Here is a 12,993-nt window from a genome sequence, read left to right on the forward strand (position 1 = left end):
TCAGCCCGCGATCTTGCGGCCGGTCGAGTTCGCGATCTGCGCGGCCGCGTCGTCCAGCGCCTTCTTCGGATCCTCGCCGTTCAGCACGGCGGCGCCGACCGCGTTCGCCACGGCGTCGCTCGCGACCGACTGGTCGGAGGTGAAGGAGATCGAGGGGATCTTCGGCGTCAGCTCGGCGAAGGTCTGGAAGACCTTCTGGCCGCCGAAGTAGTCGCTGGACTGCTCGAAGAAGCCGCTCTTCAGCGCGGGCAGGTAGGCCGGGAAGAGCCCCTCCTTCTGCATCATGCTCGACTGGTTGCCGGTGTTCGCCAGCACAAAGGCCAGGAAGTCGGCCGCGAGCTGCGGGTTCTTGGCCTGCGCGGGGATCGCGAGACCGGATCCGCCGTTGTTCGAGGTCGGGGCGCTGGAATCGTCGAAGACGGGCAGGTCGCGCACGGCGTACTTGCCGCTGAGCTCGGGCGCCTCGCCCTCGAGCGTGCCGATCCACCACACCGCCTCGGGGGTCACCGCGGAGTCGCCGTCCTTGGCGCTGGTGACGCTCGCGTCCCAGCCCTTCGCATTGGTGATCAGCCCCTTCTTCTGCATCGTCTGCAGCAGGGTGAGGGTGCGCACCGCGGCGGGCGAGTTCACGGTGATGTCGCCCTTGTCGTCGAAGAATCCCTGGCCCTGCTGCTGCAGGTACATCGAGAGCGATCCTCCGGCGGAGAGATCGGCGGTGAGCAGGGTGTGCCCCGTGGCCGCCTTGATCTTCTCGCCCGCGGCGACGAGGTCGTCCCAGGTCTTGACGGAGGCCGGATCCACGCCGGCGGCCTGGAAGTAGTCGGTGCGGTAGAACAGGCCGACGGTGCCCGAGTCCCAGGGCGCCATGCGCAGCTTGCCGTCCTTGTCGGTGCCGGTCGACCACTTGAACGGATCGAAGTCGGCCTTCTTGTCGCCGAGCACGGGAGACAGGTCGGAGAACCCCTGGGGGAACTGCGTGATGTAACTCTGGTTGTGGTCGGTCTCGAGCGTGATCAGATCCGGCAGCCCCGTCCCGGCCTGCAGCCCGACCGAGATCTTGTCGTAGGCGTTGTCGTAGCCGATGTCGACGACCTTGATCGTCGTGCCCTTGTGGGACTTCTCGTAGTCGGCGCCGAGCCGCTTGAGCGCGGTCGCGGCGACGTCCCACGACCAGATCGTGATCGTGCCGGTCGCCTCGGCTCCGGGCTTCAGGGTCTCGTTCTTCGAGGGCGCTCCGCCGCCGAAGGCGCATCCGGAGAGGGCGATGGCCGCCGTCGCCCCGATCGCCAGCGCGAACATGCCGCGTCGCTTCATCATGACCTCCTCGTCAGAATTGTGTATTGCATACAGTACACGGATGGTGACGCAAACACTACGTCGGATCCGCCGAGCGACGGTCCTCCCGATGGTGAGGGGTCGCAGGGGCCGGGCGCGAGGGGCGCCCCTGGTCCGCCCGAGCACGAGGAGCGCCCCTGGTCCGCGTTCCCCTCCCCTGGGCGTCTTTCCCTCCCCCCACAGGCGCAGTTGCGGGGAGGGAAAGACGGTGAGGGGAGGGAAACGCGGATCTGGGAGCGCGGATCCGGCGCGCGGGCGCGCGGGAGCCCGGCGCGCGACGTCGCCGAACAGCGGGGCGTCGGGAGCGCCGCGACGTCAGCGGCTCAGCGCCACCGCGAGGTCGAGGAACAGCGCGGCGGACCAGCCGAACGCGGTCGTCGCGCGCTCGGCCTTGAGACCGGTGCGCGGGTTGAAGTACTCGTGCGGGCCGCCGCCGTGGATCACCAGGCGCACGGTCTGCTCGCGCAGCGCCCTGGCACGCTCGGGCTCGCCCGCCGTGTCGAGCCCCTCCGCGATGAGCGCACTCGTGTTCACCCAGATCGGCCCGCGCCACATCCGCTCCGCGGAGAAGTCCGGATCCGCGGCGGAGACCGTGGGCAGCCCCCACGCGAGGCCGTAGCGCGCGGGGTCGCCGATCGCATCGACGAGCGCGGAGCGCATCTCGGCCGGAAGCCCCTCGACGCGCAGCGGCAGCAGCCCGAGGACGGTGTCGCTCGCGATGCGCTCCCCCGCGCCGCGGGCGATGAACCGCTCCTCGGCGGGATCCCAGAGCCGCTCCACGAGCAGCTGCGCGGTGCGATCGGCGCGGGAGAGATGCGGCGCCGGGTCATGGCCGGGCAGATACCGGGCGGCGAGCGCCGCGATCTCGCGGTCCTGCTGCACGAGGTAGGCGGCGAGATCCGGCGCCGTGGTCGGGATCGGCCCGTCGAACACCGGGCTGTCGTCGAGACCCGACGAGTACGGATGCCCGTACTCGGGCAGCCCGTCGCCGTCCAAGTCAGACCCGTTCTCCGCGGGACCGGCGAACCACCAGTCCTGCGAGGGGATCACGCGCTCCAGCTGCGCCGCGGCCCAGTCCGGTGCGTCCTCGACCTCGAGCACCTTGCGCAGCGCCCAGGCGGCGAGCGGCGGCTTGGTCAGCGGCACCGGCGCCGTGGGATCCGCGATCCGGGATCCGGCGCGGCGGAGGTTCGCCCGGTCCGATTCGGGCAGGTCGTCGCTCGTCGCGAGGATACCCTCCTCGTGCACCACGTCGGGAAGCTGTCCGTTCGCACGGGGGAAGCGGAACGCGAGCTCGAGCTGCTCGCGCGCGAGCGCCGGATCCCCGTGGCGCAGGCCGACCGCGATGAAGTACGCGTCCCACTGCCAGAGCCCGACGTAGCCGATCTTCGACGGCACGACCGCCCTGGCCCCGGCGAGCGCCGGCAGCTCGACGATGTTCGCGCCGAGCACCCACCAGCAGAACGCCGCCATGTCCTGCAGGTCGGCGCGCACCCGCGGGCAGCGGTCGAACCAGTCCGCCCACTCGGCCGCACGGGCCTCCTCCGCCGCCGTGTGGGCGCCGGCGGGCTGCGCCGCGACCGTGACGCTCCTGTCGTCGGCCACGTCCAGCCGCAGGCCCGATCCGATCCGGTGCTCCTCGACCGATCCGTCCGGCCGCGTGATCCGCACCGAGGCCGCGGGGTCGCCGCCCACGCTCAGAGCCCGCAGCCCGTCGAAGGTCAGGGACACCCCGCTCAGGTCGCGATTATCGTCGCTTTCCGTCCCGTTTTCCGACACTTTCTGCGACGGGAGCGGAGGTTCCGCCAGCGAGGCAGGCGACGTGGGAGACGAGGGCAGGGTCGGCGAAGAGGGAGAAGCGGTCGAGGCAGGCGAACCAGGCGAACCGGGCGACGGGGCCATCGCGGCCACCGCGCCGAACGAGATCCGGTGCGGCTGCACGTCGGCGACCGGGAGCACGCGACCGTGCGCGTCGCGCACGACGAGGGCATCCAGCACCCGGCACTCCTCGAGGCTGCGCTCGTACTCCGAGGTGTGCACGCGCACGCCGTCGCCGGCCCGGAAGACGAGCAGCCGGGAGCGCGGGATCGTGAACGGCGCGGTCTCCAGGTCGAGATGGCGCCCCGCCGCCCGCGCGAGGGACTCCGCGGTCATCCCATCGACGGAACGCACGCCGCCCTCGTGCGCCTCGGCTTCGCACTCCCCGGTCTGCTGCACCTCAGCGCCCTCCCAGTCCCGATGCGGCCATGCTGTTCAGGATCCGGCGCTGCCCGATCACGAACACGACGAGCATCGGCACCGTCGAGATCGCCGAGGCCGCCATCACGAGCCCGTAGTTCACGGATCCGAACTGGCCCTGGAACGACTGCAGCAGCAGCGGCACGGTGAACAGGTCGGGGGTGTTCAGCAGCACGAGCGGGAAGAGGAACGAGTTCCACACGTCGATGGCGACGATGATGCTCAGCGCCGCGAGCCCCGGCTTCAGGTTCGGCAGGATGACGGTGAAGAACGTGCGGATCCGCCCGGCCCCGTCGACCAGCGCCGCCTCCTCGAGCTCCTTCGGCAGCGCCAGCACGAACTGACGCATGAGGAACACGGCGAAGGGGTTCGCGATCATGCCGGGGATGATCAGCGCCAGGTGCGAGTCCACCCAGCCCAGCTGCGTCATCAGCAGGTAGAACGGGATGAGCGTGACCTGCTTCGGGATCATCTGCGTCGCGAGGAACACGATGAACAGCACCTTGGATCCGCGGAACCGGATCCGCGCGAACGCGTAGCCCGCCATCGACGCGGTGATCAGCGTGCCGATCACGACGAGCACCGCGATGTAGGCGCTGTTCAGGTAGGCCTGCGCGAACGGCACGGCCTCCCACGCCTGCGCGTAGTTGTCGAACGTCCACGGGTTCGGGATCACCGACAGCGGATCCTTCAGCAGCTGCGGCAGGGTCTTGAACGAGGTCAGCAGCATCCACAGGAACGGGAAGACCATCCCGATCCCGGCGACGATCAGCACGACGTGCAGGATCGTGGCGGAGGCACGGCGCGCGCCCTTGCCGGCCGGCTTCGGCCGGATCCGTCGCCCCGGTGCGACGAGCGCGATCGTGGAGTCGGTGGCGGGTGCGCGGCCTCCGGTGGTCAGATGCGGGGCGTCGACGCTCATGCGGGGTCATCCTCGTAGTGGACGAACTTCTTCTGGGCGGCGAACTGGATCGCCGTGATGACCAGGGTCAGCAGCAGCAGGATGATGCTCGCCGCGCTGGAGAGGCCGAAGTTGAACTGCTTCATGCCGAGGTCGTAGATGTGGTAGACGATCGTGCGGGTCGCGTTGTCCGGACCGGCGTTCTTGACCAGCACGTAGACCGTGTCGAAGGTCTGCAGCGACGAGATGAACGCGACCACCGACGAGAAGAAGACGATCGGCGAGAGCAGCGGGAGCCGGATGCTCGTGAAAAGCCGCCAGGCGCCCGCGCCGTCGATCCGCGCGGCCTCGATGACCGAGGGCGAGATGTTCTGCAGCCCGGCGAGGAAGATGATCACGTTGAGGCCCAGCGACGACCAGATCGTCACGATGCACACGGCGATGAGCGCCAGGCGCGGATCCTGCAGCCAGTCCGGCGGCGTGACCCCGAAGACCTTCGAGATCGTGGTCGAGAGCACCCCGTCGGCGCGGAACATCTGCTGCCAGATCATCGCCACGGCGACCGTCGAGGTCATGACCGGGGCGAAGAACAGCACGAGGTACAGGGTGCGGGTCTTGAGCTTCTCCAGCGCGACCGCGATGACGACCGCGAGGGCCAGGCCGATCGGGACCGTGATGATCGCGATCAGCAGGGTGTTCACGATCGCGCGGCCGAAGAGCGGATCCGACAGCTCCGCGGCGAAGTTGTCGAGGCCGACCCAGCTCAGGTCGGTCAGGCCGTCCCACTTCGCGAAGGCGAGCACGAGGCTGGCGAGGAAGGGCAGGAGCACGAAGATGCCCATCCCCACCAGCTGTGGTCCGACGAAGGCGTAGCCCCAGCGACGGTCGCGCCGCCGCCAGCCGGCCTCACGCCGCCACTCGGGCGCCGTCGACGACGCCCGAGTGGTCACGGCTTGCGTGCTCATCGTCACTTGCCGTTCTGGACCAGCTTGCCGACCGCGTCGAGGGTCGCCTGTGCGTCCTGCTTGCCGTTGTACAGGGCGAGGAACTGGTCGCCGATGCCGGAGCGGATGCCGGGCAGCTTCGCCTCGGTCGCGTAGTTGACGAAGCCGATGTCGCGCATGTCGAGGAACGTCTGGGCGTGAGCCGGGTAGCCGTCGAGCACGACCTTGTCGGCGCCCTTGATGGACGGGACCGCGTTGCCGCCGCCCTGCAGCCGGAAGGTCTGGCCCTCGGCCGAGAGGAACTCGGTCCAGAACGTGAACGCCGCGTCCTTGACCTTGGTGTTCTTGTTGATCGCGAGGAACGAGGTCGCGACGCCCGTCGGGGCCGCCTTCCCGTCGGGCGTGGGCCAGGGGGCGATGTCGTAGGAGTCCTTGACCCCGGCGGCCTCGACCGTGCCGATCGTGTAGCGGCCCTGCACGAAGAATCCGGCCTTGTGCGAGACGAAGACGCTGTCCGCGCCCGCCCCCTCGGGCAGGGTGTCGGCGACGACGAAGGTCTTGTCTTGGAACAGGGAGCCGAACTGGTCGAGCGCCTTGACCGCGTCGGGGTTCTTGTTCGCGACGAACTTCCCGCTCTCGTCGTAGGGCGCGTCCACGCCCTGCGAGCTCAGCCAGCTCCACTGGGTGGCCCAGTAGTTCCAGAACATGGTGCCGGTGAGGCCCGCATCCTTGAGCTTCTTGTTCATGTCGAGGTAGGCGGCGGTCGTCCACTTCCCCTCGGCGGCGAGCGTGGCCGGGTCGTCGGTGATGCCGGCGGCCTTGAGTGCCTCCTTGTCGTACCAGAACACGTCGGGGTTGGAGTCGTTCGGGGCCGCGTAGATCTCGCCGTCCTTCTCCGCCGCGCCGAACAGGCCCGGCGAGAAGTCGTCCAGCTTGCTCTGGCTCTTCGGGCCGTCCATGAGCGCCTTGACGGGCATGAGCCGGTTCGAGCCGACGAACTGGCCGATCATGTCGTCGCCCACGTAGAACACGTCGGGGGCGGTGTTGCTGGTGAGCTGTGCGAGAAGCTTGGAGTGGTAGTCGTCGTATCCTGCGACGGGCTGCAGCTTGACGGTGATGTCCGGGTGCTTCTTCATGAACTCCTTGTCGAAGTCCTGATAGCGCTTGAGCTCGTCGGCGCTGCCCCAGGTCGACCAGACGAGGGTGGTCTTGCCACCGGCGGAGGCGCCGCCTCCGCCGCTGCAGGCGGCGAGGCCGAGCATCAGGGCGCCGGCGGAGACCGCAGCGAGCGTGCGGAGCAGGCGAGGGTTCGAGCGGGGCATGGCGCCACCTCTTTCGTCGTTGAAGGGCCGTTCGGGTGCGGGACGCACTCAGTATTATGTATACAGTTGACGAGGATGTCAACCGCCGGCGGCGATGCCGAGCGCCGGATCCCGTCCTCGCCGAGCGCCGGATCCCGTCCTCGCCGAGTGCCGGATCCCGTCCTCGCCGAGTGGCCTGCTCCGGCATCGCGCGCACGACCTACGCTCGTAGGGTGAGCCTCCTCGTCACCGTCCCCACCGCCGAACTCGCCGCCGACGTCATCGCCCGCGGCCCGCTGCCCGACGGAGTGGAGGTGCGCGTGTGGGACATGGCGACGCCCCCGCCCGCACAGCGCATCGACATCGTCGTGCCGTCCTACCTCGGCCGGCAGCACCTCACCGCACTGGCGGACCTGGACGTCGGCCTCGTGCAGGGGCAGATGATCGGCTATGAGGCCGTGATCGACCGCATTCCCGCCGGCATCCCGTTCGCGAACGCCGCGAGCGTGCACGAGCCGGCCACGGCGGAGCTCGCCCTGGCACTGACCCTCGCCGCACAGCGGGAGCTGCCGCGGTTCGTGCGCGCGCAGGACGCGGGCGTGTGGGACCGCGCCTTCACGTCGAGCCTCTCCGACCGCCGGGTGCTGCTCGTCGGGATCGGCGGCGTCGGCACGGCGGTCGCCCGCCGGCTCGCCGGCTTCGAGGTCGCCGTCACGGCGGTCGGCCAGACCGCCCGCACGGAGGTCGTCGAGGGCCTCGGCGAGATCGCCGTGCACGCGCTGGCCGACCTGCCCACGCTCCTCCCCGAGGCCGAGATCGTCATCCTGTCGCTGCCCGGAGGCCCCGCGACCCACCGGCTGTTCGACGCGGCGATGCTGGCGCGCATGGCCGACGGCGCACTGCTGGTGAACGTAGGTCGCGGCACCCTGGTCGACACCGATGCGCTGGTCGCCGAGAACGGCCGGATCCGCGCCGCGCTCGACGTCATGGATCCGGAGCCGCTGTCGGAGGGGCACCCGCTCTGGACCACTCCGGGCGTGCTGTTCACGCCGCACGTCGGCGGCGCCTCGACCGCGATGAACCCGCGCATCGCCGCACTCGTGCGCCTGCAGATCGAGCGCATGCTCGCGGGCGAGGAGCCGGCGAACCTCATCCCCCGCTGAGCCCGGATCCCCGTACTGGCGGTACTCCCGCGCGCACAATTCAGGCCAGACGCCGGTCCCACCCCTGCGGATCTGCGGATTCTGCGGGGTCGGGAACCAGCCCCACGGCATCCAGCCTGAATTGCGCACGGACCCGGGACCTCACCGCAGCGCCCCGCCGCCGATCGAACCGATTCGATCCCCGCGTTTCCGGGATCCCCCGCGTCCCGGTAGCCTGATCGCATGGCCGAGATCGAGCAGCAGTCCGCCCCGGGTTCCGAGTGGTGGCGCACCGCCGTCATCTACCAGATCTATCCGCGCTCCTTTGCGGATGCGGACGGCGACGGCATCGGCGACCTGCCCGGCATCACGTCACGGCTGGACGCGCTGCAGGACCTCGGCGTCGACGCCATCTGGCTGAGCCCGTTCATGCCGAGCCCGCAGAAGGACGCGGGCTACGACGTCTCCGACTACCGCGGCGTGGATCCGCTCTTCGGCACGCTCGACGACTTCGACGCGATGCTGGCCGCGGCGCACGCCCGCGGCATCCGCGTGATCGTCGACCTGGTGCCCAATCACTCGTCCGACCAGCACCCGTGGTTCCAGGCCGCACTGAGGGCCGCCCCGGGCAGCCCGGAGCGCGCCCGCTACATCTTCCGCGACGGCAAGGGCGCGCACGGCGAGCTGCCCCCGAACAACTGGCAGAGCGTGTTCGGCGGCGGCATGTGGACCCGCGTGACCGAGGCCGACGGCACGCCGGGGCAGTGGTACCTGCACATCTTCGACACCAGCCAGCCCGACTTCGACTGGACCAACGACGAGGTGCGCGAGGAGTTCCGCGGCGTGCTGCGCTTCTGGCTCGACCGCGGCGTCGACGGCTTCCGGGTCGACGTCGCCCACGGCATGATCAAGAAGGCGGGGCTGCCGGACTACACGCCCGCCGCCGACGCCGACTCGATGGGCGGCGATCAGGACGACGTGCCCTACTGGGGCCAGCCCGGCGTGCACGAGATCTACCGCGACTGGCACGACGTTCTCGCGGCCTACGACGGCGACCGCGCCCTCTGCGCCGAGGCCTGGCTGCCGACGCTCGATCAGATCGCGCTGTGGGTGCGCCCCGACGAGATGAACCAGGCGTTCAACTTCAACTACCTGATGACCGCGTGGAACGCCGGAGACCTGCGCGCCGTGATCCGCGACTCCCTCGACGCGTTCGGAGCCGTCGGCGCCCCCAGCACCTGGGTGCTGTCGAACCACGACGTCGTGCGCCACGCCTCGCGTCTGGCGCTCACCTGGGACAACCCTCAGGGCGACGGCATCGGCCCGCGGGACGAGCCCAAGCCCGACCGGGCCCTCGGCCTCGCACGCGCCCGCGCCGCGACCACCGTGATGCTGTCGCTGCCCGGATCCGCCTACCTGTACCAGGGCGAGGAGCTGGGTCTTCCCGAGGCCATGGAGATCCCCGACGAGTTCCGCCAGGATCCCACCTGGTTCCGCACGGAGGGCGAGCGCTACGGTCGCGACGGCTGCCGGGTGCCGCTGCCGTGGAGCGGCACGGCGCCGTCGTACGGCTTCAACGACACCGGCGCCTCGTGGCTGCCGCAGCCCGCGGAGTGGGCCGAGTACGCCCGCACCCGGGAGGACGGATCCGACACGTCGACCCTCGCCCTCTACCGGGAGCTGCTGCGGCAGCGGAAGGAGCGCGGACTCGGATCCGGGTCGCTCGTCTGGGAGGATCTCGGATCCGATGCCGTCGCGTTCCGCCGCGGCGAGCTGCACATCGCGGCGAACCTCGGCTCCGCACCGCTCGCGCTTCCCTCGGGCGCCACGGTGCTCGTGCACAGCGCCCCGGACGCGGGCACCGTGCTGCCCCCCGACTCCGCCGCCTGGTACACCCTCGGCTGAGGTCGCTGACGACCGCCGGGCCGCCGAGCACGGCCCTCCCTCGGTGTCGTCGAGCGAGGCCGCCGAAGGCGACCGAAACCCCTCGGGGTTGTCGAACGAGAACTCCGAAGGCGACCGAAACCCCTCGGGGCCGTCGAGCGAGAACTCCGAAGGCGACCGAAACCCCTCGGGGCCGTCGAGCGAGGACGCCGAAGGCGACCGAAACCCCTCGGGGTCGTTGAGCGAGGCCGCCGAAGGCGACCGAGACGAAACGCGGCGCTCTCGCGAGAGACCGCCGCGTCTCGTCTCGCTCCTCGCTACGCCCGGTTCTCGCTCAACGACTCCGGGAGGGGCACGGAGGCACCGAGCTCGCCCGTATCCGCGCCACTCCGGGCCCGGCGCCGATGCGCCACTGCGGTGGTGAGCTGCACGCCGAGGGTGATGGCGAGCACGACCCCCGACAGCGGCAGCAGCTGGTCCGGCAGGGCGCCGGCGGCGAGGGCGAGCCCGCCCAGGGCGCTGCCCAGCGCGCTGCCGAGCATCATCGCGCTGTTGTTCAGGGCGAGCACGAGCGCAGCGACCGCGGGCGGCACCATCGTCGCCAGCCGCGACGCCGGAACCGCCGTTGAAGAACGCGCACGCCAGGAACCAGACGAGTCCCGCGACGGCTCCCGCGATGCCCGGAAGCATCAGCCCCGCCCAGCCCAGCAGGGCGGCGGCGAGCACCGTGGCGACGATGACGGTGAGCACCGCGACCGGGCCGCGGCGGTCGGTCACGCGGCCCGAGACGATGTTGCCGACGAGGCTGACGATGCCGTAGCCGAAGAGCGCGCCGATCATCGGGTACCCCTCGCCGATGCGCGGTCCCAGGATGAGCGTCGCGTAGGTGAAGCAGAGGTAGCTCGCGCACATGAGCCCCATCGGGACCACGAGAACCGCGAGGATCGCGGGCCGGGTGAGCGGGCTCAGCGCCGCGCGCAGCGACAGCGGCGGCAGGTGCAGACGCGGCACCCGCGCGATGATGCCGACGAGCGCGGCCGTGCCGACGCCGACCACGAGGAACAGCGGGATCCGCCAGTCGGTCTGCCCGATCACGAGCCCGACGGGCACGCCGAGCGCGGTCGCGAAGAGGAAGCCGCCCATGACGAGCGAGAGGGCCCTGCCCCGATAGTGCGCGGGGGTGCGCGCGATGACGTACGAGCCGATCACGGCGTTCAGCAGCGCACCGCCCACGGCCGAGATCACCCGGCCCGCCATCGCCCAGAAGTAGGTGGGGGCCAGCCCAACCAGCAGGTTGCCGAGCACGAACACGGTGAGCGCGAGCACGATCGTCGCCTTGCGCTCCCACCGTCCGGTGAGCGCGCCCAGCACCGGGCCGGCGATCGCACCGGTCGCGGCGAACACGCTCATGAGCTGTCCGGCGGCCGCCGCGTCCACGTGCAGATCCGTGGCGATCTGGGGCAGCAGACCTGCCAGCACGTAGCCGTCGATGCCCATCGAGAAGGTCGCGACGGCGAGCCAGATCAGCGCTCCGGGCCGGAAGCCGGTGTCCTCATCAGTCGTTCGCACCAGGTCATCCAAGCAGAGCGGATCCGCCGGGCGGAAACTTTTGCAAGGATTCCGGACGAATTGTCGGATCCGACGGTCAGGCCCCCACCTCGAAGGCCGCGGTGAGGAGCACCTCGTCGCGCGACGACGGACCCACCAGCAGCTCGAAGGCACCGGGTTCGACCCGGCGGACGCCCGCGGCGTCCACGATCGTGCAGTCGGCGACCGGCAGCTCGATCACGACCCGGCGCGACTCCCCCGGGGCGAGGTCGACCTGGCGGTACGCCTTGAGCTCCTTGTCGGTCCAGCTCGTGCTCGTGACGACGTCACGCACGTACGCCTGCACGGTCTCGCGCACCGGGCGGGTGCCGGTGTTGGCCACCGTCACCTCGGCGACGATCGTGTCGTCCGCACCGAGCGACGACGACACCAGCGCGAGCGCGGAGTACTCCACGGTCGTGTACGAGAGGCCCTCGCCGAAGGTCCATGCCGGCGCCTGGGTGAGGTCGGCGTAGCGCGTGCCGTGCTGTCCGCGGATCTGGTTGTAGTAGGTCGGCTGCTGGCCGACGTGCCGCGCGAACGAGATCGGCAGCCGCCCCTGCGGCTCGATCGCGCCGGTGAGGAGCTCGGCGATCGCGCGCCCGCCCTGCATGCCGGGGTTCGCCGCCCAGATCACGGCGGCGGCCCTCGACGCGGATGCCGGGAGCACGAGCGGCTTCGACGCCAGCAGCACCACGACCACGGGTGTCCCGGTGGCGATCACGGCGTCGAGGAGGGCGTTCTGGGCTCCGATGAGTTCGAGGGTCGCGGTGGAGCGGCCCTCTCCGACGAGCTCGATCCGGTCGCCGACGACCGCCACGACGACGTCGGCCGCCTCCGCGGCCCGCACCGCCTCGGCGAGGAGACGCGGATCCGGCTCCGCGGGCACGACCACCTGCGGGCGGGGCTGGCCGTCGGGGAAGGTGGCGCCGAGCGGATCGTCCTCGAGGGTGAGGATGTCGGCGCCGTGCGCGTGCCGTACGGCCAGTCCGTCGACCGCGCGCAGACCGTCCAGCACCGTGGTGATCATCTCTCGGGGCTGGCCGTCCAGCCAGCCGGCCTGTCCGGATCCGCCGGCCCAGTCGCCGAGCTGCGTCTGCGCGTCGTCGGCGAGCGGACCCACGACGGCGACGCGGATCGGATCCGCGGCCGTGAGCGGCGCTGTCCCGCCGAGCGGCAGCACCCCGTCGTTCTCCAGCAGCACGAGCGAGCGCCGCGCCATCTCGAGGTTGAGGTCGGAGTGCGCTCCGCTGCCCACCACCGCGTCGAGCCCGGGCGAGGGGAGTCGGGGGTTCTCGAAGAGGCCGAGGTCGAACTTGAGGGTGAGGATGCGGGTCACGGCGGTATCGAACGCGTCCGGGGACAGCATCCCCCGCTCCACGGCCTCCAATGCCCCTTCGTAGAAGTGCGGGGTCGTCATCACCATGTCGTTGCCGGCGGTGACCGCCGCGGCGGCGGCGTGGGCGTAGTCGGGTTGCACCTTCTGCTCCCACACCATCCGGCCCACGTTGTCCCAGTCCGTGATCAACGTGCCCGTATACCCCCACTCCCCACGCAGCACGTCCGACAGCAGCCAGTCGTTCACCGTGATCGGGACCCCGTCCGTGCTCTGATACCCGAGCATGAACGTGCGACACCCCTCCCGCGCGACCCGCTCGAAC

At 70.7% G+C, this 12,993-nt stretch carries 9 protein-coding genes and 1 pseudogene; 2 read left to right on the plus strand and 8 right to left on the minus strand.

Going from position 1 to position 12,993, the window contains the following annotated elements:
- The 5 genes from J8G10_RS16975 to J8G10_RS16995 form a co-directional block, all read right to left on the minus strand.
- Positions 1-1,317, minus strand: coding sequence for an ABC transporter substrate-binding protein (locus tag J8G10_RS16975; protein ID WP_251447705.1), 1,317 nt, complete (start codon positions 1,315-1,317; stop codon positions 1-3).
- A gap of 333 nt (positions 1,318-1,650) precedes the next feature.
- Complete coding sequence (locus tag J8G10_RS16980) at positions 1,651-3,489, minus strand: amylo-alpha-1,6-glucosidase (protein ID WP_251447715.1); 1,839 nt, start codon at positions 3,487-3,489, stop codon at positions 1,651-1,653.
- A 64-nt stretch (positions 3,490-3,553) separates the two neighbouring features.
- Complete coding sequence (locus J8G10_RS16985) at positions 3,554-4,495, minus strand: carbohydrate ABC transporter permease (protein ID WP_251447717.1); 942 nt, start codon at positions 4,493-4,495, stop codon at positions 3,554-3,556.
- On the minus strand, positions 4,492-5,439 hold the full coding sequence (locus tag J8G10_RS16990) for a carbohydrate ABC transporter permease (RefSeq protein ID WP_251447719.1): 948 nt from the start codon (positions 5,437-5,439) through the stop codon (positions 4,492-4,494). Before J8G10_RS16990 ends, J8G10_RS16985 begins: the two co-directional genes overlap by 4 nt.
- A gap of 2 nt (positions 5,440-5,441) precedes the next feature.
- On the minus strand, positions 5,442-6,740 hold the full coding sequence (locus tag J8G10_RS16995) for a sugar ABC transporter substrate-binding protein (protein WP_251447721.1): 1,299 nt from the start codon (positions 6,738-6,740) through the stop codon (positions 5,442-5,444).
- A 212-nt stretch (positions 6,741-6,952) separates the two neighbouring features.
- Between J8G10_RS16995 and J8G10_RS17000 the strand changes: the two genes are divergently transcribed.
- Both J8G10_RS17000 and J8G10_RS17005 read left to right on the plus strand, forming a co-directional pair.
- A complete protein-coding gene (locus J8G10_RS17000) occupies positions 6,953-7,882 on the plus strand; it encodes an NAD(P)-dependent oxidoreductase (RefSeq protein WP_251447723.1) in 930 nt (309 codons plus the stop codon).
- Between the two features lie 222 nt (positions 7,883-8,104).
- Entirely contained in the window at positions 8,105-9,766 is a 1,662-nt protein-coding gene (locus J8G10_RS17005; protein WP_251447725.1) for a glycoside hydrolase family 13 protein, read from the plus strand.
- A gap of 296 nt (positions 9,767-10,062) precedes the next feature.
- On the opposite strand, the gene J8G10_RS17010 is transcribed toward J8G10_RS17005, so the two are convergent.
- From J8G10_RS17010 to J8G10_RS17020, 3 genes and pseudogenes are all read right to left on the minus strand, one after another.
- Entirely contained in the window at positions 10,063-10,341 is a 279-nt protein-coding gene (locus J8G10_RS17010; RefSeq protein WP_251447727.1) for a hypothetical protein, read from the minus strand.
- 76 nt (positions 10,342-10,417) lie between these two features.
- A pseudogene (locus J8G10_RS19650) lies at positions 10,418-11,242 on the minus strand (MFS transporter); the annotation flags it as partial.
- A 148-nt stretch (positions 11,243-11,390) separates the two neighbouring features.
- Positions 11,391-12,993: glycoside hydrolase family 3 C-terminal domain-containing protein (locus tag J8G10_RS17020; protein WP_251447731.1), on the minus strand; the 1,603-nt coding region annotated here is incomplete at its 5' end.

Source organism: Microbacterium sp. USTB-Y, assembly GCF_023703415.1.
GTDB lineage: Bacteria > Actinomycetota > Actinomycetes > Actinomycetales > Microbacteriaceae > Microbacterium.